20 protein-coding genes are annotated in these 22,533 nt (G+C 68.8%); 6 read left to right on the top strand and 14 right to left on the bottom strand.

The genetic code is table 11. The features are described from left to right. Positions 1-5: 5 nt before the first annotated feature. Positions 6-1,127, bottom strand: a complete 1,122-nt coding sequence (locus HUK65_RS10115; RefSeq protein WP_327787097.1) for an AbrB family transcriptional regulator — start codon at positions 1,125-1,127, stop codon at positions 6-8. Continuing rightward, complete coding sequence (locus HUK65_RS10120; RefSeq protein WP_179906052.1) at positions 1,120-1,920, bottom strand: SDR family NAD(P)-dependent oxidoreductase; 801 nt, start codon at positions 1,918-1,920, stop codon at positions 1,120-1,122. Before HUK65_RS10120 ends, HUK65_RS10115 begins: the two co-directional genes overlap by 8 nt. Before the next feature lie 129 nt (positions 1,921-2,049). Between HUK65_RS10120 and HUK65_RS10125 the strand changes: the two genes are divergently transcribed. From HUK65_RS10125 to HUK65_RS10140, 4 genes are all read left to right on the top strand, one after another. Next, positions 2,050-2,973: a LysR substrate-binding domain-containing protein gene (locus HUK65_RS10125; protein WP_179906053.1), complete on the top strand. Its 924-nt coding sequence runs from the start codon at positions 2,050-2,052 to the stop codon at positions 2,971-2,973. Positions 2,974-3,086: 113 nt separating this feature from the next. Next, positions 3,087-3,881, top strand: coding sequence for an SDR family NAD(P)-dependent oxidoreductase (locus tag HUK65_RS10130; protein ID WP_179906054.1), 795 nt, complete (start codon positions 3,087-3,089; stop codon positions 3,879-3,881). 32 nt (positions 3,882-3,913) lie between these two features. Further along, positions 3,914-5,284 (top strand): MmgE/PrpD family protein, encoded by a 1,371-nt coding sequence (locus HUK65_RS10135; RefSeq protein ID WP_179906055.1) that lies wholly within the window; start codon positions 3,914-3,916, stop codon positions 5,282-5,284. 51 nt (positions 5,285-5,335) lie between these two features. Continuing rightward, the gene (locus tag HUK65_RS10140; RefSeq protein WP_179906056.1) at positions 5,336-6,142 is read left to right on the top strand and encodes an enoyl-CoA hydratase/isomerase family protein; all 807 of its coding nucleotides are present in this window, start codon (positions 5,336-5,338) and stop codon (positions 6,140-6,142) included. 94 nt (positions 6,143-6,236) lie between these two features. Here HUK65_RS10140 and HUK65_RS10145 read toward each other — a convergent pair whose 3' ends face one another. The 7 genes from HUK65_RS10145 to HUK65_RS10175 form a co-directional block, all read right to left on the bottom strand. Continuing rightward, positions 6,237-7,757, bottom strand: a complete 1,521-nt coding sequence (locus HUK65_RS10145) for a tripartite tricarboxylate transporter permease (RefSeq protein ID WP_179906057.1) — start codon at positions 7,755-7,757, stop codon at positions 6,237-6,239. Next, entirely contained in the window at positions 7,757-8,200 is a 444-nt protein-coding gene (locus HUK65_RS10150) for a tripartite tricarboxylate transporter TctB family protein (protein ID WP_179906058.1), read from the bottom strand. Before HUK65_RS10150 ends, HUK65_RS10145 begins: the two co-directional genes overlap by 1 nt. 95 nt (positions 8,201-8,295) lie before the next feature. Further along, positions 8,296-8,697, bottom strand: a complete 402-nt coding sequence (locus HUK65_RS10155; protein ID WP_179906059.1) for a Zn-ribbon domain-containing OB-fold protein — start codon at positions 8,695-8,697, stop codon at positions 8,296-8,298. Beyond that, positions 8,694-9,827, bottom strand: a complete 1,134-nt coding sequence (locus tag HUK65_RS10160) for a thiolase family protein (RefSeq protein WP_179906060.1) — start codon at positions 9,825-9,827, stop codon at positions 8,694-8,696. The genes HUK65_RS10155 and HUK65_RS10160 overlap by 4 nt, the downstream gene beginning before the upstream one ends. Beyond that, a complete protein-coding gene (locus HUK65_RS10165; RefSeq protein ID WP_235441885.1) occupies positions 9,824-11,014 on the bottom strand; it encodes a CaiB/BaiF CoA transferase family protein in 1,191 nt (396 codons plus the stop codon). Before HUK65_RS10165 ends, HUK65_RS10160 begins: the two co-directional genes overlap by 4 nt. Before the next feature lie 14 nt (positions 11,015-11,028). After that, the gene (locus tag HUK65_RS10170) at positions 11,029-11,802 is read right to left on the bottom strand and encodes an enoyl-CoA hydratase/isomerase family protein (protein WP_179906062.1); all 774 of its coding nucleotides are present in this window, start codon (positions 11,800-11,802) and stop codon (positions 11,029-11,031) included. Between the two features lies 1 nt (position 11,803). Next, positions 11,804-12,982, bottom strand: coding sequence for an acyl-CoA dehydrogenase family protein (locus tag HUK65_RS10175; protein ID WP_179906063.1), 1,179 nt, complete (start codon positions 12,980-12,982; stop codon positions 11,804-11,806). Between the two features lie 115 nt (positions 12,983-13,097). Here HUK65_RS10175 and HUK65_RS10180 point away from each other — a divergent pair, with 115 nt between their 5' ends. Further along, the gene (locus HUK65_RS10180; protein WP_179906064.1) at positions 13,098-13,883 is read left to right on the top strand and encodes an IclR family transcriptional regulator; all 786 of its coding nucleotides are present in this window, start codon (positions 13,098-13,100) and stop codon (positions 13,881-13,883) included. Between the two features lie 46 nt (positions 13,884-13,929). On the opposite strand, the gene HUK65_RS10185 is transcribed toward HUK65_RS10180, so the two are convergent. The 3 genes from HUK65_RS10185 to HUK65_RS10195 all read right to left on the bottom strand — a co-directional run bounded on the left by HUK65_RS10185 (position 13,930) and on the right by HUK65_RS10195 (position 17,416). After that, positions 13,930-14,652, bottom strand: coding sequence for an RraA family protein (locus tag HUK65_RS10185; protein WP_179906065.1), 723 nt, complete (start codon positions 14,650-14,652; stop codon positions 13,930-13,932). A gap of 71 nt (positions 14,653-14,723) precedes the next feature. After that, positions 14,724-15,683, bottom strand: a complete 960-nt coding sequence (locus HUK65_RS10190) for a Bug family tripartite tricarboxylate transporter substrate binding protein (RefSeq protein WP_179906066.1) — start codon at positions 15,681-15,683, stop codon at positions 14,724-14,726. A 77-nt stretch (positions 15,684-15,760) separates the two neighbouring features. Continuing rightward, positions 15,761-17,416: a thiamine pyrophosphate-binding protein gene (locus tag HUK65_RS10195; protein WP_179906067.1), complete on the bottom strand. Its 1,656-nt coding sequence runs from the start codon at positions 17,414-17,416 to the stop codon at positions 15,761-15,763. Positions 17,417-17,729: 313 nt separating this feature from the next. On the opposite strand from HUK65_RS10195, the gene HUK65_RS10200 reads away from it, so the two are divergent. Next, positions 17,730-18,698: an NAD(P)H-quinone oxidoreductase gene (locus tag HUK65_RS10200; protein WP_179906068.1), complete on the top strand. Its 969-nt coding sequence runs from the start codon at positions 17,730-17,732 to the stop codon at positions 18,696-18,698. A 15-nt stretch (positions 18,699-18,713) separates the two neighbouring features. Here the strand turns inward: HUK65_RS10200 and HUK65_RS10205 are convergent, their stop codons facing one another. Both HUK65_RS10205 and HUK65_RS10210 read right to left on the bottom strand, forming a co-directional pair. After that, positions 18,714-19,913 carry a CaiB/BaiF CoA transferase family protein gene (locus HUK65_RS10205; RefSeq protein WP_327787098.1) on the bottom strand — a complete coding sequence of 400 codons (1,200 nt, stop codon included), beginning with the start codon at positions 19,911-19,913 and terminating at the stop codon, positions 18,714-18,716. 456 nt (positions 19,914-20,369) lie between these two features. After that, positions 20,370-22,487 (bottom strand): methyl-accepting chemotaxis protein, encoded by a 2,118-nt coding sequence (locus HUK65_RS10210; RefSeq protein ID WP_235441886.1) that lies wholly within the window; start codon positions 22,485-22,487, stop codon positions 20,370-20,372. Between the last annotated feature and the right edge of the window lie 46 nt (positions 22,488-22,533).

The raw sequence follows: 22,533 nt of genomic DNA on the forward strand, positions 1-22,533 counted from the left end.
CTCGGTCAGTGCGGTGGCGCGCCGTGGCGCCGGGTTTCGTAGCGATGGATCAGGGCAACGATCCACGGGATATTCGGCATCAGGATGAAGATGCGGGTGACGTGAAAGGCGGCGATCAGCGCCACATCCTGGCCCAGGTATTTCGCGGTCAGCGCCATTTCGGCCACGCCGCCCGGCGCCGCACCCAGCACGAATTCGCGCCAGTTGTGCCCGGCCAGATGCGCCAGCCCCGCCGCCGCCAGCGAACACAGCGCCAGCAGCAAGAGCGTGGCGCCCAGGGTCGAGATCAGATCCCGCACGCCCGAGCGCAGGAAATCGGGCTTGAAGGTCGCGCCCAGCCAGGTCCCCAGCACGATCTGCGCCAGCGCAAAGACCAGGTCCGGAAAGGGCGTGACCCCCAGCCCCAGCCCCGCCAGCACCGCCGTCACCGCCAGCGGGCCCAGGAAATTCGGGTTCGACAGCCGCGTGAGCCGCATCAGCCCCGCCGACCCCAACCCCAGCGCGGCCAGCACCACCACGTCCAGCGGGTCGAAGGCGGCGGCCAGATCCATGCCCGCGCGGCCATTGCCGGTGGGCCAGCCCTCGATCGTATAGATCGCCACCGGCACCACGATCACCACGGCGGCCAGCCGCAGCGATTGCGCCAGCACCACCTGCATGGGCGCGATCCCGGATTTCAGGGCGATGGTCGCGGCCTCGACCGGGCTGGTGGGGACCATGCCCAGAAACCATTGCGCCAGCCCCTGCCCGGTCAGCCGCGCCATGATCACCGCCGTGGCGCCCACACTGGCCAGCGTCAGCAGCGTGGTCCCCACCAGATAGGGGCCAAGCGCGACCATCTGGGCCAGCGCTTCGGGGCTGAAGGCCAGCCCGACCTGACAGGCCACAACGATCTGCCCGCCCGCGCGGATGCGGTTGGGCACATGCGGGCGGATCAGCCCGGTGACCGACAGCACCGCCGTCAGCACCAGCGGGCCGATCATCCAGGGCAGCGGCACGCCCAGCCGTTCGAACACCCAGCCCGCACCGGCGGCGGCCAGCAGCAGCGGCAGCAGGCGCAGCAGCGCCTGGGCCAGCGGCGGGTCGCGTTCGGCCTCGGCCGGGGGGGCGGGCCGTTCGTCAGTCACAGCGCGCCGACATCCCGCCATCGACGCGCAGCTCTGTCCCGGTGACAAAGCGCGCGTCATCCGAGGCCAGGAACAGCGCCGCCTGCGCGGTGTCGCGCCCGTCACCCATGAAGGGCAGGGGGATGCGGCTTTGACGTTGCTTCAGCAGCGCCTCCACATCGCCGCCCTGGCGTTGATGGGCCAGACGTGCCTCGACCATCGGTGTATGCATCTGTCCCGGAACCACCGTGTTCACCCGCACATTCCAGGGGGCGTATTCCACCGCGGTCACGCGCGAAAACTGGATCACCCCCGCCTTGGAGGCGGCATAGCCCACCTGGGCCGCTCCCGTCCAGCGGATCCCCGAGGTCGAGGCCGTGTTCACGATCGACCCCGCGCGCTGCGCCTTCATCACCGGCAGCACATGCTTGCAGGTCAGGAACACGCTGGTCAGGTTGTAATTGAGCTGGCGCAGCCAGTCCTCTTCGGACAGTTCCACCGCGCCGCCCCTGGCCGAGCCGCCGACATTGTTGACCAGCACGTCAATCCGCCCGAACCGGTCGCTCACCGCCGCCACCAGATCGCGGATTGACCCGCTGTCGGTCACGTCACAGCGCGCCAGCATGTAGTCGCCGCCCGCGTCCTGCAGCAGGGCCTCGGTTTCGGCCATGGCATCGGGGGTGATGTCGGTCGCCACCACTTTCGCGCCCGCTTGCGCAAAGAGCGCCGCCGCCGCGCGGCCATTGCCCCAGCCCGGCCCCACGCTGCCCGCCCCGGTGATGATTGCGACCTTGCCGTCCAGCCGTCCCGCCATGTGTTCCCCATGCCTTGCCCGGCAGCGATGCGGGGCATCCTGCCTGATATTTCTGCGTTTGACGCGCAGCATAAACTAACTTACGCTCATGATGACAGGCTTCAGATCAGCCAAGGGAAACTTAAGATCATGCAAGAGCGCCGCCTGGGCATCCCCCTCAATCCGCTGCGGGCCTTCGCGGTTGCCTCGCGGCACAAGACCTTCACCGCCGCCGCGCGCGAGCTGGGCGTGACCCAGGTGGCCATCAGCCGCCAGATTACCACGCTGGAGAATTACCTCAACGTGTCGCTGTTCGAACGGGGCACGCGCTCGGCCAAGCTGACCGATGTGGGGCGGGCCTTTGGCTCTGAAATCGCCGGGCTGTTCGATGAGATCGAGCGCGTGACCCAGCGGCTGATCACCCATGAGACCGAAAGCACCATCAACCTGCGGGTGCATCCCACATTCGCGCAGCACTGGCTGATGCCGCGCCTGCCGGATTTCACCCGCCGCCATCCCGGCATCCGCGTGCGCTTTGACACGCGGGTGGAGCCGCTGGATTTCCGGGGCACGCATCTGCATGTGGCGGTGCAGCTGGGATCGGGCGTGTGGCGCGATGCGCGTTGCCGCAAGCTGTTCGAGGAAGAGGTCGATGTCGTCTGCAGCGCGGGCTATCTGGAGCAGTTCGGCGCGCTGACTGAACCGGCGGATGTGGCGCGGGGGGAATTGCTGCATGCCCGCTACCGGCGCCGGGCCTGGGAATACTGGGCGCAGGCGGTGGGCGTGCCGCTGGACCATCAGCGCGGCACCGAATTCGACACCTCGCTGTTGACCTATGCGGCGGCGGAAAACGGCTTTGGCCTGGCGGTGGGGCAGCTTGGCATCCTGGAACGCGCGGTGCGGCAGGGGCGGCTGGTGCGCCCGCTGGACATGCGCGTGCCCACGGGCGCGGCCTTCTATGTGGTCTGGCCCACGATCATTTCGGTCAATGTGAACACCAAGCGCTTCATCGACTGGATGATGGCGCAGGTCGGTGCGGCGCCCGAGTTCTTCAAGGCCGGTGCCCCGGGGTGATGCGGCCCGCCTTTGGCAAAATGAGCTTGGGCTTGCATGACAATCTCTCAGCCTGAAGTGCCGCGCATAGATGGTATGACCTTCCAAGCGAACAGAATGTGGGGGGCGGTGCCTTGGGCGGACGGCTGGCGGGAAAGATTGCGGTCATCATTGGCGCGGGCCAGCAGGAGGGGGCGACCCCCGGCAACGGGCGCGCAACGGCGATCCGGTTTGCCCAGGAAGGCGCGCGCTGCCTGCTGGTGGACCGTGACGCCGCATCGGCCGAGGCCACCCGCGACATGCTGCCCGATCCGCAGGCGGCTGTGGTGCATCAGGCCGATGTCACCGACACCGAAGCCTGCCGCGCGGTGATCGACGCGGCGCTGGCCCGCTTTGGCAGCATCGACATCCTGCACAACAATGTCGGCCAGTCGCGCGGGGATCGGGCCACATCGGACATGGACCCCGATGTGTGGGACCAGTTGATGACCCTGAACCTGAAGGCGATGTTCCTGACCTGCAAATTCGCCCTGCCGGTGATGCGCGCGCAGGGGGCGGGGGTGATCCTCAATGTCTCGTCCACCTCGGCGCTGTCGAAGCGCCCGACAGTGACCTACAAGACCTCGAAAGGGGCGGTGAACACCCTGACCCAGCATATCGCCGCGGAAAACGCGGGCTTTGGCGTGCGCGCCAATGTGATCCTGCCGGGGCTGATCGACACGCCCATGGCGATCGAGCGGCGCGCGCAGGAAAGCGGGCGGTCGCGCGATGACATCCGCGCCGAACGCGATGCGCTGGTGCCCATGGGGCATATGGGCAGCGCCTGGGATGTGGCCAATGCCGCCGTGTTCCTGGCCTCGGACGAGGCGGCCTATATCACCGGTGTGGTGCTGCCCGTGGATGGCGGGCTGCTGCTGAAGCGCGGATGACCGACATGGCTGAGCGACGCAAAGAGGACGACATGGACAACCCGCTTCACACCCTCGCCGGGGCCGCCGCCGACTGGAGCGCGCGCGAGATCACGCCCGAGGTCGACCACGCCACCCGCCGCGCGGTGCTGGACTGGTTCGGCGCCATGCTGCCGGGCTGCGTGGACGGCCCTGCGCCCTTGCTGACCCGCGCGCTGGAAAGCGGGCGCGGATCGGGCGGCGCGGTCACCTATACCGACGGGCAGCGGGGCAGCGCGCGTCATGCCGCGCTGCTCAACGGTGTGGCCAGCCATACGGCTGAATTCGACGATATCTTCCGCGATGGCGGCTATCACCCCGGCAGCCCCACCATTTCCGCCGCGCTGGCCGTGGCGCAGGATCTGGGCGCCAGCCATGACGCCTTTCAGCGCGCGGTGATCGGCGGATATGAGGTCGGCTGCCGGATCGCCATGGCGCTGCAGCCCAGCCATTATGAAAACTGGCATATCACGGCGACTGTGGGCACCATGGGGGCCGCGGTGTCGACCGCCATGCTCAAAGGCTGCGACGCCGAAGGGATCGGCCATGCCATCGCCATCGCCAGCAGTTTCGCGGGCGGGCATCAGGAAAATCTGGTCGGGCAGGGGCTGACCAAGCCGCTGCATTGCGGCCATGCCGCCGATGCGGGCGTGCTGGCGGGGCTGTCGGCGGCGGCGGGCGTGACTGGATCACCCGACAGCCTGCATGCGCCGCACGGCTATGCCGCCGCCACCAGCGACAGCACCGGCAACTGGGGCGCGGCCTTTGCGGGCCTGGGCGACTGGACCCCCATCGCGCGGCTGACGCTGAAGAACCACGGCTGTTGCGGCCATATCTTTCCCGCGCTGGACGGGATGCGCGCGCTGATCGCCGCCCATGGCTTTGGCCGCGATGACATTCGCACCATCGCGGTCGAAGGCTATGGCCCCACGAAATCCATCTGCGACCGGATGGCGGTGAACAGCCCGCGCGATGCGCGCTTTTCGCTGCAATACTGCATGTCGGCGCTGCTGCATCTGGGCGATGTGCGCATTGCCGCCTTCACGCCTGACGCGCTGGCCCGCGCCGATATCCGCGCCTTCATGGACCGCGTGAGCGTTACCCGCGCCGAGGATATCGCCCGCGAATACCCGCGCAAGCGCATGGCCCGGCTGGCGGTCACGCTCAATGACGGGCGCGTGCTGGAGCATTTCCAGCGCACCCGCAAGGGCGACCCGGATGACCCGCTGTCGGACGCCGAGCTGTTTGCCAAATATGACGAACTGGCCGCCACCGCGCTGGACCCTGAGACGGCCCGCGCCCTGCGCGACCGGATCATGACCGGCACCGAGCTTCTGGGCGCGGTTGCGCCGGTGGCGCGCGCGGGCGGCCGGAACAGGGATTGACGGCGCCGCCGCAGAGCCGCGGCGCGCCATGCAAGCAAGAAGGAAAACACCATGAATTTTCGCTCCGACTCCACTCCGGCCGAATATATTGCCGTCACGCTGGACAATGGCATTGCCACTATTGCCCTGAACCGCCCCGATGTGCGCAATGCCATCAATGACCAGATGCGCGCCGAACTGATCGCCGCCTTCGAATGGGCCGACAGCGCCACGGAGGTCCGCGCCGTGGTGCTGACCGGCACCGGCAAGGGCTTCTGCGCGGGGGGCGATATCAGCGGCATGCGCGAGCGGCTGGACGCGCCCGCGGGCGATGTGGCCTTCAACGGCTGGAAGCGGCAGAAACGCACCCATCGCGGCATTGCCGTGATCCACCACATGACCAAGCCGGTGATCGCCGCCATGAATGGCGCGGCCTTTGGCCTGGGGCTGGACATGGCGCTGGCCTGCGATTTCATCATCGCCGCGCGGGGCGCCAAGATGTCCATGAGCTTCATCAAGCGCGGGCTGGTGTCGGACGGGGGCGGCATGTATTTCCTGCCCCGCCGCGTGGGGCTGGCAAAGGCCAAGGAGCTGATCCTGACCGCCCGCGTGCTGGAGGCAGACGAGGCGCTGGCCATCGGCATGGTGGACCGGGTCTGCGCGGGCGACGATCTGCTGGCGCAGGCGCAGGCCTGGGCGGAGGAACTGAGCCAGGGCTCTCCGGCGGCGATTGCGTTGACCAAGGCCATTCTGGACCAGAGCCTGGAGAGCAGCGCCGATGAGATCTTTGCCCTGGGCCGCGAGGCGCAGGCCATCTGCTACACCACCACCGAGCACCGCCAGTCGGTCGAGGAGTTCCTGGCGCGCAAGCCGCGCTGATCCGACCCCGACGGCCTGCCCGCGCGCTTGCTCCCCGCGCGGTTCCTCACGCCCGGCCCCCCTCCGCTGCGCGGATCACGGGCCGGGCGCTTTTTCATGGCCCGGGGGGTGCGCCCGGCCGCGCGCGTTTGCGCCGCCCCGCCAGGGTCTTGAACACGGCCCAGCCCAGCAGCCCAGCGGTCAGGGTCAGGGTGATGCCGGACACCGGGCGCTCCAGGAAGGTCATGAAATCCCCGCGCGAAAACAGCATGGCGCGCTTGAAGTTTTCCTCGATCATCGGGCCCAGGATGAAGCCGATCAGCACCGGCGCCAGCTGAAACTCCAGCCGCCGCAGCACATAGCCCGCCAGCCCGAAGATCAGCACCAGCACAATATCGAAGGCGCTGTTGCGCACCGTGTAGGTGCCAATGCAGATCAGCACCAGAATCGCGGGGTAAAGCAATGTGTAGGGGATCTGCAGCAGCCGTATCCACAGTCCGATCAGCGGGATGTTCAGCACCAGCAGCAGCACATTGCCGATCCAGAAACTGGCCGCCAGCCCCCAGAAGATCTCCGGGTTGTTGGTGATCAGCTGCGGCCCCGGCGCCACCCCGTTCATGATCAGCGCGCCCAGCATGATGGCCATGGTGGCACTGCCCGGGATGCCCAGGGTCAGCGTGGGGATAAACGCCGTCTGCGCGGCCGAATTGTTGGCCGATTCCGGCGAGACAACGCCCTCGATCGCGCCCTTGCCAAAGCGCGAGGGGTCGCGCGCCAGCTTCTTTTCCATCGCATAGCCAAGGAAGGTGGCAATGGTCGGCCCGGTGCCGGGCAGCGCGCCGAAGATGCCCCCCAGCACCGACCCGCGCGCCACCGGCCCGGCCGAGGCCCGCCATTCCCCCCGCGCGGGCAGCATGGAGCGGAAGGTCACCTTGCCGATGGGCCGCCGCGCGCCCATGGAGGAGCGCAGCGACATGATCACCTCGGACACGCCAAAGAGGCCCATGGCCAGCGCGATGAAGCTGATCCCGTCGCGCAGTTCCAGATAGCCCAGGCTGTAGCGGGCCACGCCGCTGTCCACATCGGTGCCGATGGTGCCCAGCATCAGCCCCAGCACCACCATGGCGACCCCTTTCAGCGGGCGTTCGTCACTGACCACCGCCGCGGCCACCAGCCCCGCCACCATCAGCGCGAAATATTCGGCCGGGCCGATGGCGATGGCCGCCCCCGCCAGCAGCGGCGAGACGGTGTAAAGCAGGATGATCCCGAACGTCCCGCCGATGAACGACGCGATGGTGGTGGCAAACAGCGCCACACCCGCGCGGCCCTGCTGCGCCATGGGGTAGCCGTCCAGACAGGTCACCGCATTGGTGGGCGTGCCCGGCAGGTTCAGCAGGATGGAGGCGGTGGACCCGCCATATTCGGACCCGTAATAAACCCCCGCCAGCATCACCAGCGCCGTGGTCGGCGGCAGGCCGATGGTCAGCGGCAGCAGCATGGACACCGCCGCCAGCGATCCGATCCCCGGCAGCGCGCCCAGCATGGTGCCCAGAAACACGCCGATGAAACACCAGAACAGGTTCTGCATGGACAGCGCCATGCCGAAGCCCAGGATGACATTGTCCATCAGCTCCATCAGAAGGGACTCCGCAACAGGGGCATCTGGATGCCCAGGATCAGCCCGAACACGACCCAGGCGCCGGCGGCCACCGCGGCGGCCAGAAACGGCACCGCGGGCGGGTGCGTCAGCGGAGAGCCCGCCGCGGCCACCACCACCGCCGCCACTGCCGCCGGGATCAGCCCGGTGCGCGGCAGCAGCCAGGCAAACAGCCCCACCGCCCCCAGCACGAAGATCATGCCCCGCCAGTCGAAGGAGGGCACCCGCCCCTCACGCCCAAAGGCGCTGAGCAGGATCAGCGCCCCCAGCCCCATGCTGATCAGGCCCAGGGAATAGGGCACGAACCCCGGCCCCATTCGCGCCAGCGTGCCCATGCGGTAGTCTGATGCGCCATAGGCGAACCAGGCGCCGATGGCGATCACGATCAGCCCGGACAGAACCTCGCCCCTGTCGATACGCATGTGGCCTTCCCCCTGTTCATTTTCCGCCCCCCTCCCGGTGGCGGCCTCATCGTGGCGGCATTGCGGCTGACGGGGCTGATCGGGGCCCGCGTGCCTCAGCCGCGCAGCCGGAAGCGGGGCAGATGCAGCCCGTCGTCCTCTTCGATCGTCAGCGCCACCGGGGCGCCGGTGGCAAACCCTTCGCCGGTGGCGGAATCGGTGATGTTGGTCAGCAGCCGCGGGCCTTCGTCCAGCGCGACGATAGCGACATTATAGGGGATGCGGTCCTGCAGATGCGGGGCATAGGCGCGGTGATAGACCACCCAGGACACGATCCTGCCGCCGCCCGAGGCGGCCTCCCACCGGGTCTGCGTTCCCAGACAGGCCGGGCAATGGCTGCGCGGGGGCAGCCAGGCATGGCCGCAGCCGTCACAGCGCTGGAAGCGCAGCGCGCCCTCGGCCAGCCCGTCCCAATAGGGGCGGTTGATGGCGGTGATCTCGGGGGTGGGGCGGGTCATTGCGGTTCTCCCAGGATCATGGTGGCATGGGTGTGCATGGTGCCGCCCTGGTTCGATACCAGCCCGAACCGGGGCGCGGGCAGTTGCAGCACGGCCTCGCCGCGCAACTGGCGCACGGCCTCGATGATGAGTTGCAGCCCCGGCGTGCCGGATTCCGACAGCAACCCCCCCGAGGTGTTCAGCGGCAACCAGCCGTCCAGGCCGATCCCCTCGGCCCGCGCCTTTGCCCCGGCCTGCCCGCGCGGGGCCAGGCCGTAATCTTCCAGCGTCTGCAGCACCGTCACGGTAAAGCAATCATAAAGCTGGGCAAAGGAGATGTCGCCCCGGTCGATCCCGGCCATGTCAAAAGCCATCTGCCCCGAGGCCTCGGCCCGGGTGCGCAGCAGGTCCGGGCGCAGATGCACCTCCCAGCTTTCCTGCGCCTGGCCCAGCCCCAGCACCGGCACCGCGCGGGCGGGGTTCCTTGCCCGCGCCGTGGCGCCGAGCACGATGGCCGCGCCGCCGTCGGACACAAGGCAGCAGTCATCGCGGCGCATGGGTTCGATCAGCAGCGGGCCGGAGAGGTACTCCTCCATGCTCAGCGGCAGGCGCAGATGGGCATGGGGGTTCGCGGCGCCGTGGGCGCGGGCCTGCACGGCGATGATGCCGAAATCCTCGGGCGGGGCGGCATGGGCCTCCTGATAGGCGCGGTGCAGCATCGCATAGCCCGCGGCCACCGAATACCAGCCCATCACGGAATCATCCCCGCGCGGGCGGTGCATGGCCGCGCGCGAGCCGGTGCGCGGCGTGTCGGCATAGAGGATCAGCGCGTTTTCGATCATCCCGGCCTCGATCGCCAGCGCGGCATAGGTGGCCAGCCCGGTGCAGGCGGCCCCGCCCTGATCCAGCGACAGGCCGATGGTGGGTTGCAGGCCCAGGGCCTCGGCCACCTTCTGCCCCCAGAGGATCGAGGGCGCGGAATTGGCCATCTTCACCAGCACCGCGTCGATCTGGTCCTTTTCCAGCCCGGCATCGGCGATGGCGGCGGCGGCGGCCTCGGTCATCAGCGACAGGCGGTCGCGGTCCGGGTGCTTGCCCCAGGCCGTGTGCCCCACGCCGGTAATGGCGGTCTTGCCCCGTAGCGTTGTCATATCACCCCCTCCTGGCGCAGGGCCTCCAATGCGGCGCTGTCCAGTCCAATTTCTCCAAAGATGCGGGCATTGTCCCGCGCCAGCGGCGGGCTGGCCCTGTAATCCGCCTGCGCCGCACCCCCCATCCGCAGCGGCGAGCGCGGCAGGCTGATCGGGCCGAAATCCGGGTGATCGACCCGCTGCAGGAAGCCGCGTTCGTGCAGGGCGTCATCGGCCATCACCTCGGGCAGGGGGCGCACGGGGGCCGAAGGCACCTTGGCGGCGCGCAGGCGCGCGGCCAGGTCCTCGGTCCCGTGGCGGCCGGTGAATTCGGCGATCAGCCCGTCCACCATGGCCATATGCGCCACGCGGTCGCGGTTGTGGCGGGTGCGCGGGTCCTCGACCAGATCGGCCCGGTCCATGCAGCGCGCCAGCGCCGCCCAGTGCCGGTCACTGTTGCAGATGATCGCCACATGCCCGTCACGCGTGGCATAGACGCTATAGGGGCACAGGCTGAGGCCGCCGTGATTGTTGCCCGTGCGCAGCGGGATTTCGCCGCGGCGCGCCCCGAACAGCATCCCCATGTTCGAGGCCATCATCATATAGACCGATTCCATCATGGAAATATCGATCCGGGCGCCGCGCCCGCTGCGGGTGCGGTCATAAAGCGCGGTCAGGATGGCGCCGTAAAGGTGGATGCCGGCGCCGAAATCGCAGACGGCGGCGCCGGTCTTCAGGGGCGGGCCATCGGGGGTGCCGGTCACGCTCATCAGCCCGGACATGGCCTGCACGGTGATATCCATGGCCATCATGTCGCGGTAGGGGCCGTCCTGGCCATAGCCGGAACTGCTGGCCAGGATCAGCCCCGGATTGCGCGCCGAGAGCGCCTCCCAGCCGATGCCCAGCCGGTCCATGGTGCCGGGCGCGAAGTTTTCGGCCACCACATCGGCGGTTTCCGCCAGTTGCAGGAAGATATCGCGCCCCTTGTCGGTCTTCAGATTGAGCGAGACCGACTCCTTGCAGGCATTGAGCATGGCAAAGGGCATGCCTGCGCCCGATGACGCATCACGCCGGCGCAGGTATTCGCCGTCCTGCGGTTCGATCTTGATGACCTCGGCCCCGGCCATGGCCATCAGGAAGGTGGCATAGGGGCCGTTGTAGATCTGGGTCAGATCCAGCACGCGGATCCCGTCAAGGGGAAGGGGCAAGGTCTGCGGCATGGTCATTCGCCCCGGAACTCCGGCTTGCGCTTGGCGGCAAAGGCCTCGCGTGCGGTGGCGGCATCGGCGGAATGGGACAGGATGCGGTTGGTGAACTGCTCCATCCGCAGGCCTTCGGCCAGGCTCATGTCCATGGAGCGGATGGCCAGCTCCTTGGCGGCCTGGGTGGCCAGCGGCGCGTTGGCGGCGACCCGCGCGGCCATGTCCTGCGCGGCCTCCATCAGCCCCTCACGCGGGACCACGCGGTTGATGAAGCCCCAGCGCAGGGCGGTTTCGGCATCCATCATGTCCCCCAGCAGCAGCATTTCCATGGCCACCGCATAGGGAAGCTGGCGCATGATCCGCTGGGTGCCGCCATTGGCGGCGATGATCCCGCGCTTGACCTCGGCCAGGCCAAAGCGGGCTTCGGGGACGGCCGCGCGCAGGTCGCTGGCCAGCATCAGGGTGGTCCCGCCGCCCACGCAGACGCCGTTGATGGCCGCGATCACGGGTTTCCAGACCTCCAGCCCGCGGTTGAGCAACTGGTCCTTCTGGGTCAGCCACATGTCGGACAGGGGCTGCTTGCGGCCGATCCAGCTTTTCAGATCGGCGCCCGCGCAGAATGCCTTGTCACCGGCGCCGGTGATGATGGCCACGCGGATTTCAGGGTTGTCGCGCACCTCGGTCCAGGCTTTCGACAGGCCCTCATAATGCTCGGCATCCAGGGCGTTGCGCTTTTCGGGGCGGTTGATGGTGATGGTGGCAACACCTTCGTGCAGGTCCAGATCGATCGACATGTCAGCTCCTCAGCAATTCGCGGGCCAGCACCATGCGGTGCACCTCGCTTGGTCCTTCGCCGATGCGCTTGATCCGCAACTCGCGGTACCAGCGCTCCAGCGGCATTTCGCGCGCCACCCCCATCCCGCCCAGGATCTGGATGCAGCGATCCACCACCCGCCCGGCGGTTTCCGTGGCCACCACCTTGGCGATCGAGGCCTCGGTCTTGATGTCGCGGCCCAGATCGCCGCTCCAGGCGGCCTGATACGTCAGCAGGCGGGCGGCGCGCAGTTCGATCTCGCTGTCGGCGATCATCCATTGCACGGCCTGCTTGTCGGCCAGCAGCGATTTGTGGACATGGCGCTGGCGGGCGTGGTCGATGGCGATCTGCAGCGCGGCCTGGGCAATGCCGATGACCGCTGCGGAATAGGGCACGCGGGCATGAACCAGCCATTTCTGGCAGATGGCAAAGCCCTTGCCGTCCTCGCCCAGCATGTTTTCGGCCGGGACGCGCACATCGTCGAAATGCACCTCATAGGGCGCGTAGGAGCGGATCACCCCGATTTCGCGGCAGGTGATGCCGGGTGTGTCACGGTCCACGATGAAGGCGGTGATGCCCGCATCGGTGCGCGCAAAGACGATGCCCCAGTCGGCCTTGTCGGCGGCGGTGATCCACAGCTTGGTGCCGGTGATGACATACGCATCGCCCTCGCGCCGGGCGCGGGTTTCGATCTTGCGCGCGGGGTCAGAGCCGCCCGCGGCCTCGGATATGGCGACGAAATTCTTCTTGCCGCCCTCGATCCCGGCCACGCCGTATGTCTGGCGCTGCTGCGGCGTGCCCAGCCAGATCACCGAGGGCGGGTCGATGCCAAAGGCCCCGCAGGCGGGCACATAGGCGCCCATGCGGCATTTGGCGGCTTCCTCGGCCACCACCACCTGCCCCAGAAGCCCCAGCCCGCCGCCGCCGTATTCCGCCGGAGAGGCCAGGCACCACAGCCCCGCGGCGCGGGCCTTCGCGCGCAGGGCCTGCAGGTCGGCGCTTGGTAGGGCCCATGCGTCATGGGGCTGGCGTTCCTCGATCGGCTGGACCTCCTCGCGCATGAAGCGGCGGATGGTGTCGCGCAGCATGACGAACTGTTCCGGCATCTCCCAGGCGCCGCTGTCGGCGGGGTCTGCGATCTGTGCGGTGCTGTTCGACATGTCAGCCTCCTTCGATTACGACAGCACAGCGAGGGTTTCGTCCCGCTTGTGTCCTTATTTGAACTTTCATCTCGAATAGCGCATCATTGCCGCGATATTCGGAGGAATTTGCACCATGAGCCAGACATTGACCAAGGGGCTGCGCGTGATCGAGGCGCTGGCCCACAGCAACCAGCCGCGCGGGATCACGGAACTTTCGCGGATGCTGGACATGAACCAGAGCGCGGTGCAGCGGCTGGTGAACACGCTGGTGGACCAGGGCTATGCACGGCAGGCCGAAGGGACGCGCAAGTATCGGCTGACCCAGACCCTGTGGGAACTGGGCCAGCGCTCGGTCGAGGATAACGCCCTGCGCCGCCTGCTGCGTCCGACCCTGCGGCTGGGCGCGCATGTCACCGGCATGACCTGCTTCTTTGCGATCGAGAGCTTTCCCTTCGTGGTCTATTTCGACCGGGTCGAAGGGCCGCGCGGGCGCCCGCATTCGGCCGAACCGGGCCGCAAGGTGCCGATCACGGCCACGGCCTCGGGGCGGGCGATCTTTCCCTACCTGCCCGCCGAGCGCCGCGCGCTGCTGGCGCACCCGGCCACCGACCGCACCGGCTTTGTCCATTTTCCGGGGCTGGAGCGGCAGATCATCGACCAGATCACCCGCCAGGTGCGCCGGGACCGCTATGCGTTCTCGGCCAGCGGGATGCGCAAGGGCATGAATTCGGTGGCCGCGCCGGTCTGGTCCAAGGGGCCCGAGCCGGTGGGCGCGATTGTCCTGACCTCCAGCGAGGCCGAATTGCGCGCCGGGGATTTCCCCGAATATGGCGCGCGGGTGCTGGAACTGGCCGAGGAAGCCACCATCAGCCTTGGCGGTGCCGCCTTTCGCAACACCGCCGAGCTGGGGCCGCTCTAGCCCGCTGCCCCGCGGGCAGGATATGGCGGGCGCGGAGGTCACCGACCTACCATTTCGGCAGATCGGCGACATGCACCCCGGCCTTCACGGCCTCGATCCGCTTGGCCTCCAGCGCGAACTGGGCTTCGGCGCGGCTGACGACCGCGTCGGCGAATTCGGGGGGCAGGATGCACACGCCGGTGTCATCGGCGATGATCAGATCGCCGGGGCGGACATGCTGGCCGTGCAGGGAGACGGGGCCGTTGATTTCCACCGTGTCCAGCCGCCATTTGCCGGTTATGGGGCTGATCTCGCTGGACCAGATGGGGAAGCCATCGGCGCGGGAATGGGCCACATCGCGGATGCCGCCCTGGATCACGGCCCCGGCCACGCCATGGCGCTGCGCGATCAGCGCCGAGATCCCGCCCATGTTGGACAGCCCCGGCACGCCTTCGATCACCACCACATCGCCGGGGGTGGCCAGGTTATGGGCCTCCATCTCGGCCATGCCGTTGCGCTTGGCCTTCGCGCGTTCGGGCACGGTGTCCAGCCGCGGCGAGATGACATTGCGCACGGTCAGCGCCGGGCCGACGATCCCCGCCCCGGCGATGGTCGGCCGATAGTGGGACCCCGCCAGCCGTCCGCCGATGCCCAGATCATCCATCGCATCGGAAATCAGGCTTGTGTCGCAGCCCAAGGCCTTGATGCGGTCGATGATCCCCTCGGGTGGGCGGGGGGTTTCCATCATGCGGATGCGGTCGGCGTCGATCTTGCCGGTCAGTCGTTTCATGCTGTGTTCCTGTGCGCTTGCAGCGCCGGGGCGGCGGGTGCCGCCCCGGCTGATGCGATCCCCGGACCGGCTCAGTCGGCCGAGATGCCGCGCTCGGCGGCCAGCACGGTCCACTGCTCGATCTCGGCCTCGATCATGGCCTGGAATTCGGCCGCCGACATGGTGCCCACATCGGAATCGAGGTTCTCCAGATAGGCCATCCCGGCGTCAGAGGTCATCACGGCGGTGATATCGGCGTTGAGCTTCTCGACGATCTCATCCGGGGTGCCGCCCGGTGCAAAGACCCCCAGCCAGAAGCCGGAGCTGGCCCCTTCGATGCCCAGCTCCTCGGTCGAGGGCGCATCGGGCAGGGCGCGGGCACGATCTGCCCCCAGCACGCCAAGCGCCTTGATCTGACCGGCCTGCACATTGCCCAGAACCGCCGTCATCGAGCCGACATAGATATCGGCGCGCCCGCCGATCAGGTCCACCATGGCATCGCTGCCGCCGCTGTAATGGACGGCGGTCGCATCCATGCCGGTGGCCGCGGCCAGCAACTCGCCCGCGAAATGCGTGGAGCTGCCCAGCCCGGCGGTGGCCATGAAGATGTCACGCTCGGCGGCCTCGTTCTCCAGGAACTGATCCAGCGTTTCCGACTGGATGCTGGACCCCGCCGTGACCACGAACTGCGCCGAGGACGGCATGGCCACCGCGCGCAGGTCATTGACCGGATCATAGGGCAGGTCATGATGGACCGCGGGCGCCGTGGTATAGGCCGAGGTGGTCAGCAGGATGGTGTAGCCGTCAGGGTCCATGGTCGCCACATGGGCGGTGCCGATGGTGGACCCGGCGCCGGGGCGGTTTTCCACCACCACATTGACGCCCCATTTCTCCTGCAGCTCTCCGGCGATGAAGCGGGCGGCCGGATCGGTGGACCCCGCCGGGCTGTAGGGCACGACGATGGTCACCGTCTGTGTGGGATAGTCTTGGGCCAGGCCCGGGCCTGCGGCCATCAGCGTGGCAATGGCGGTGGTGGCAAGGATGCGTTTCATCTGGTCTTTCCTCCCTTGATTGCAGTTTCTGGATGCTGGCGGCCTCCTCCTGGCCGCGCAGCGGTCCGCCCCCCTCCTCAGGGGGCGCGGCTGGTCTGGCGCCGCATGGTTGGCGCCATGATCCGGTCAGAGACGCGGATATCCCAGAGCGCGGGCCCGTCGCCGTCATCAAAGGCGCGGGCCAGCGCCGGGATCTGCGCGAGGTCGGTGACGACATGCCCCTCCAGCCCGAAGCCGCGGGCGATTGCGGCCAGATCGCCAAAGCCGAAGATCGCGCCGTGATCCGGCACCCCGTCGGCGCGCAGCTTGTGAATTTCAGAGCCGAAGGCGCCGTCATTGAAGATGCAGACCAGGATCTTCATGCGGTAGCGCATGATGGTCTCCAGCTCCTGCACATGCATGAGGAACCCGCCATCGCCTTCGGTCAGCATCACGGGGCGGTCCGGGTCGGCGGCCCATTGGCCGATGGCATAGGACAGCCCGTTGCCGATGGCGCCAAACTCGCGGATGGTCAGGAACTGATGCGGGCCGCGGCCGTGGATATGGGTGGCGAAATAGGAGCAATGCCCGGCCGCGCCCACATGCGCCCATGTCGGCGGGGTGTGCTGCGACAGGGCGACGGCCACGGCGCGCGGGTCCAGCAGGGAGCTGTCGCCATCCGGGCGCGGGTGGGTGTCGGCGGGTTCAGAGCGCACTCGGCCACCGTAATCCGCCACATCCCAGTCACCGGTCCGCTGTGCGCCCAGCCCGTCAGTGATGGCCGTCAGCGCCAGGGCGGCATCCGCCACAACATGCTGGCGCGCGGGGACCTGTCCGTGGCGGATCACCGGCGGGTCGTCATCGATCTGGATCACCTGATCGGGGGTGAAGAGCGTGTTCAGATCGCTGGTGTGGCGGGTCAGGCTGGTGCCCACGGCCACCACCAGATCGGCCCGGGCGAAGGCCTCACGCGTGACTTCATGGGCAAAGCCCCCGGCCACGCCGATGTAGCGCGGCTGGTCATGGAACAGGCCACGCATGGGCAGCGTCTCGCTCAGCGCGCCATCGCAGAGATCGGCCAGCCGGATGCAGGCGGCGCGGGCGGCCTCGGCGCCCGCGCCCCGTCCGCCCAGCACCAGCACACGCCGGGCGGCGGCGATGCGCGCGACGGCGGCGGCCACCTGATCCGGGTGGGGATAGCGCGGGCCGATGTCCGGCATCACGGCGCGTGAGGGGGTATAGCTGCCCTCGGGCGCGGTCTGTTTCTGCAGGTCCAGCGGCATGCCCAGCACCACCGGCAGGCGGCGGCTGCGGGCCAGCAGGAAGGCCTCCTGCACGTGATGATCGGTCAGCTTGGCACTGCGGGCGGCGACATAGAGCGCGCCCGTGGCCGTGACCAGCGGCGCCTGGTCGATGCGCTGGTTGTACCAGGGCGCGTTGATCGGGTCTTCGCCGGCAAAGACCACCAGCGGGATGCGCGCCTGCGCCGCCGTGGCCAGCGCCGTCATGATCTGGGTCAGCCCCGGCCCACAGGTGACCGAGGCCACGCCGACCTGATCCGTGGCGCGGGCCCAGGCGGTGGCCATGGCGCAGGCCGCGTGTTCATGGCGGACATGAATGCTGCGCACGCCGGGCAGGGCGGCCAGGGCGGCTTCCCAATGCATGTTGCCATCGCCGGTGAGCGAAAACAGCGTGCGCACCCCTTCGGCATGAAAAGCCGCGGCGACGGTTTCGTAGATCAGCTTGCCCGTCATGCGGACGGCTCCTCCGGTTCTGTGCCCTGCGTCCTGGCGGTGCGGGGGATGACCCCGCATCTCTGGCCAAGGGTATCTGACAGTGCCCTCCACGCAATGTCAAATAACAAGGCAAAGCGTCATATAATGACATTTCATATCATTCATCGCGGCATCTTCTGGATTTCAGCGGTGCACTGTGCTCCATTCGCGGTTGGTTGCTTGACTGTGACGGAAAACGGAGGCGCGCCGAAATGACTAATGCTTGCTCAACCATGACCGGAGGTTTGGACCCATACCCCCCGATCGCACCCCGGCCCGCGCAGGCCCGGCCATGAGGGCGGTCATCCCCAACGGCCCCGGCGGCCCCGAGGTTCTGCAGATGCGGGAGCGGCCCGTGCCGGACCCCGGCCCGGGGCAGGTGCGCATCCGCGTGCAGGCCGCCGGGGTCAACCGCCATGACATCAACCAGCGCAAGCGCGGGCATGGCCCCGAAGGCAGCACCGATATCCTGGGGCTGGAGGTCGCGGGCACGGTAGAGGCCACCGGCGCCGGGGTGGACCCCGCATGGCAGGGGCGCCGGGTCGCTGCGCTGACCGATGGCGGCGGCTATGCCGATCACGCCCTGGCCGAGGCATCGCTGCTGCTGGACTGGCCCGAGGATCTGAGCGCCATCGAGGCCGCCGCCCTGCCCGAGGCGCTGTTTACCCTGCAACTCAATCTGGTGGAGCTGGGCGGGCTGGGCCGGGGCGACTGGCTGCTGATCCACGGCGGCACCAGCGGGATCGGCATGGCGGGGATCCGTTTTGCGGCCCTTCTGGGCGCGCGCACGCTGGTCACCGCCGGGACCGATGCCAAATGCGCCCGGGCCACGGACCACGGCGCCCATCTGGCCATCAACTACCGGTCCGAGGATTTCCCCGCCCGCGTCCACGCGGCCACCGATGGGCATGGGGCGGACATGATTCTGGACACCGTCGGCGGGCTTTATGCCGCCCGCAATATCGAGGCGCTGGCCGCGGATGGCCGGTTGGTGCATCTGTCGCCCGCCCCGCCCGAATTCTGCGTGCCGCTGGGGGCGATCATGGCCAGGCGCGCGCGGGTCACCGGCGCGCTGCTGCGTGGCCTGCCGCTGGCGCGCAAGGTCGCGCTGGCCGAGGCCATCCGCGCCACCGTCTGGCCCCATGCCACCACCACCCTGCGCCCGGTGATCGACCGGGTGTTTCCGCTGGAAGACGCGGCCGAGGCGCATCGCTACATGGACAGCGGCGCGCATATGGGCAAGATCGTGCTGAGGCCCTGAACCGGTCTGCGCCCGTCAGATCACCCCGTCCTGACGCAGCGCTGCCAGTGCGGGGCCGTCAAACCCCAGCTCGCCCAGAACCGTATCGGTATCCTGCCCCAACCGCGGCGGCGGGGCGCTGGCGCCGGGGGTCTGGCCATCCACCATGAAGCCCGGGCGCAGCACCCGCAGGGGGGCGCCATCGGCCAGCACGCCGGGGTATTCGGCGATCTGGTCGCGGGTGGCGAATTGCGGATGGGCCAGGGCCTCGGGCACGGTCAGAACCTCGCCCGCGGGGACGCCCAGGGCGGACAGCTGCTGCGCCCAGACCTGCGCATCGCGCGTGGCCAGTTGCGCGGCCACCAGCACGTCCAGCGCCTCGCGGTTGGTCTTGCGGGCCTCGCGCGTGGCAAATTCGGGGCGCGCCAGCAGATGCTCCAGCCCCAGATGGCGGGCCAGCGCCTCCCATTGCTCCTGGCGGTTGGTGGTGATGTTGATCAGCCCGGACCGGCAGCGATAGGTCCCCGAGGGCGCCGAGGTCACATTGCGGTTGCCCACCGGCGCCGGTTCCACCCCGGCCACCAGATAGTTCGACACCGCCCAGCCCATGGTGGACAGCACCGCGGACATCATCGAGACATCCAGAAAGCAGCCCCGTTCGGGGGCGTTCAGCGCCGCGCTGATGGCCATGGCGGCGGTCAGCCCGCCGATGGAATCGGCCATGGGGAAGCCCACGCGCAGCGGGCTGTCCGGCCCTTCGCCGGTGACCGACATGACCCCGGCCACGCCCTGGATGATATGGTCATAGGCGGGCCGGTCGCGCCACGGCCCCTCCTGCCCGAAGCCCGAGATCGCGCAATAGATCAGCGCGGGGTTTTCCGCCTTCAGCGCCGGGTAATCCAGCCCCAGCCGCGCCATCACCCCGGGGCGGAAGTTTTCCACCAGCACATCGGCGCGGCGCACCATTGCGCGCAGGATATCGGCGCCGCGCGGGTCCTTCAGGTTCAGCGAAACGGATTGCTTGCCCGCGTTCTGCGCCAGAAAGGACACCCCCATGGCGCTGTCATTCTGGGCCGGAACCTCGCCCAGTTGGCGGGCCAGATCGCCGCGCCCGACCGGTTCGATCTTGATCACCTCGGCGCCCAGGCTGGCCAGCTGATAGCAGGCCAGCGGCCCGGACAGCACATTGGTCAGGTCCAGAATGCGGACCCCCTGCAAGGGTGTCTGGGATGGCACGTCGCGCGCTCCTGTGGTCAGGGGTGATCGGTCGGCGGCAAGGATGCGAGGGCCGCCCGCCGGTGTCAATCCTGCCCCGCCCGCGCCTTTGCGGCGCGGGGCTGTGGGCTTGCGGGCGCTCTTGCCTGTGGTGCCGGCGCGCCGGGTGCAGGTTGGGCAAGGGGGGCGTTTGCAGTTTCAGATGATGCTATGAAACGACCGTTTGGCAGCGAGTGCAAACCTGTGCACGCCGGGCCCAGGGCGCAGATTGCCGGTGTTTCCTGCCCCTGTGCCGCGCCGTTCCCGCGCGGGCCGCACGGTGGCGCAGCGCTGCAAGGGCAGGCGCGGCAGAGTTCGGGCGGTAAGATGCAGAACCGTCTGTTTCTGCGCATATGCGCCGGATTGGTCCTTGCCTGAAGGCCATGGACCCCGGCTGTGAGCCGGGGTCAGAGGGCGCCGGGCCGGGGCCGGGCTGGGTCAGAAATCCCGCCAGTCCGGACCTGCGCCCCCGGCGGCGCGCCGTTGCGCGGGCGGGGGTGCCGCGTCCTGCGGCGCGGGGGCGTCACGCTCCATCGCCTGCAAGGCCGCGTCCCAGGAGCGGAGCTCATCGCCACCGGCCGCGCGGCTCTTGCCCCGGGTGCTGCGCCAGCCGGGGGTTGCGCTGCCCTTTGCGGCCTGAAAATGGCCCAGCACCTGCACCAGTTCGGCCGCGTTCTGCCGCAGCGAGCCTGCGGCGGCGGTGCTTTGTTCGGCCACGGCGGCGTTCTGCTGGGTCACCTGGTCCAGCTGGGTCACGCCTGTGTTGATCTCGGCCAGTCCGGTGGCCTGCTCCCGGGCCGAGGCCGAGATCTCGACCATCAGCTTTTCAACATCGCTGGCCATGGACAGGATGTCCTGCAGGCTCTGGCCGGTGCGGCCCACCAGATCGGACCCGGTCTTTACGTGCTCCCCGCTTTCGGAGATCAGGCCCTTGATCTCTCGCGCGGAATCCGAGGCCCGCTGCGCCAGCCCCCGCACCTCGGAGGCGACGACGGCAAAGCCGCGCCCGGCCTCTCCGGCGCGGGCAGCTTCAACCCCGGCATTGAGCGCCAGCAGATTGGTCTGAAAGGCAATATCCTCGATCACATCGATGATGCGGGTGATCTGCGCGGCGCTCTTTTCGATCGCGCCCATGGCGGTGATGGCGTCCCGGACGACGCGCGCGCCGCCTTCGGCCCGGTCGCGGTTCTGGCCGCTGACGGTTTCACCCTCGGCGGCGCGGGCGGCGGCGGCCTGCACGCTTTCGGTCAGCTGGGTCAGGGCGGCGGCGGATTGTTCCAGCGTGGCGGCCTGGGTTTCCGCCCGGGCGGACAGGTCCTGCGCGGCTTTCTCGATCTCGCCGGAATCGTCGCGCACGCTGCCGGAGATCTGTTCGATCTGCGCCACGATGCTGCCCAGCTGGTCCAGCACGCTGTTGTAGCTGGCGCGCAGGGCGTCGTATTCGGCGGGGAACGGGTCCTGCGCCGGGCTGTCGATGGGCTGGGTCAGGTTCCCCGCCGCCAGCCGTTCCAGCCCGGCCGAGATTTCGGACACCACGCGGGTCTGGCGGTCGGCCTCGGCCTGTTGGCGGGCTTCGCGGTCGCGGGCGGCTTCGACCTCCCGCGCGGTGCGGTCGGCCTCGGCCGTGCGCGCGGCGGCGATATCCTGCGCCAGCGTTTCCTCGCGCTGGTGGGCGCGGGCCAGATAGAGCCAGAGGGTAACGGAAATCGCCGCCGCCAGCGCGATGCTGACCGCCGCCATGATTGCCAGCAGGCCGTTGCGGGTGGCGGCAAGCTGCGCCATCAGATGGCTGCGGTCCTCAAGGATGCTGACGGCAAGAAACGGGCTGCCGTCCGACCCGGCGACCACCAGCGGCTGCGGCAGTTCGGCGGCTTCGGGGGTGATCTCGACATTCTGCGTCTCCAGCAGCAGAGCACCGCCGTCACCGGCGCGAATGCGGACCGGCGCGGCCAGGCGCGTGTCCAGCATCCGCAGCGCGTTCGTGGCATCGACATGCAATGCCACATAGCCTTGCAGGATCAACCCGCCCACCGGCAGGGTAACGCTGAGCACCGGCGTGCCCGCAGTGGTCCAGCCATGGGCCAGCGGGCGCAGCCGGTCGGTCCCGTCGCGCGCGGCCACGGCGGTGCGCATGGCATCGGGGATCGCCGGGGCCGCGCCATCACGCCAGATGCGGTCAAGCGGGCGCAGATCCGTGTCCAGCACATCCACCCCCAGCAGCGCGATGGCGCCGCTGCTGATGCTGCCGCGGGCATGGATACCGCCCAGATGCGCGGCGATCGCCGCGCGGTCCCCCGCGGCCAGCATGGGCTGCAACTCGCGCGCGATTTCGGCGCTGGTCTGGCCGACAAGTGCGGCATGATCGCGCCACAGAAGGTCATCCACCGCCCGTTCGGCCGCGTCATGGCTGCGCTGCTGGCTGTATTCGGAGACCAGCCCGTCATAGCTGCGTGTCATCACCAGTGTGATGGCCAGCGTGGCGCAGACCACAAGGGTCTGCGCCACCGCCACGGCGATCAGCAGGGTGCGGTATTTTCCCGGGTTCCAGCGGTGCATGATGATCCCTCATCCATTGAAAAGATGCCGCCCGGGGCGGCGGGCG

Source organism: Rhabdonatronobacter sediminivivens, assembly GCF_013415485.1.
In the GTDB taxonomy this organism is placed as follows: domain Bacteria; phylum Pseudomonadota; class Alphaproteobacteria; order Rhodobacterales; family Rhodobacteraceae; genus Rhabdonatronobacter; species Rhabdonatronobacter sediminivivens.